Genomic DNA, 305 nt, shown 5'->3' on the forward strand with positions numbered 1-305 from the left:
CGTCGTCGGCGTGGACGTGCATCTGATTCAGACGCCTGCGGGCGTCGTCATGCCCCTGCCGCATCCGCATGTGGGCTTCGTGCTCGATCCGATGGAATATCTGTCGACGCTGCCGGAAGGTGTCGGCAGCATGGTGTCGATGGGGATGATGGCGATGAGTGCGGGAGCCATCGTCAAGCTGGGGATGCGCAGTGTGAGCGCGGCGACGGTCGCGGCGGGCGCGATGGCCGCTGCGGTGACTGCCGGCGGTGGCGGTGGTCCGATCTGGATCAACGGCCTGATGCGCTCGACCGCCGGCACGCAGA

The 305-nt window shown here is 67.5% G+C and carries 1 protein-coding gene; it reads left to right on the top strand.

The genetic code is table 11. From position 1 onward, the window contains the following. Positions 1–305 (top strand): hypothetical protein (locus tag QCE62_RS35230; RefSeq protein ID WP_309928063.1); only part of this gene is annotated, 305 nt, incomplete at both ends.

The sequence above is a fragment of the Caballeronia sp. LZ033 genome, assembly GCF_031451265.1.
GTDB lineage: Bacteria > Pseudomonadota > Gammaproteobacteria > Burkholderiales > Burkholderiaceae > Caballeronia.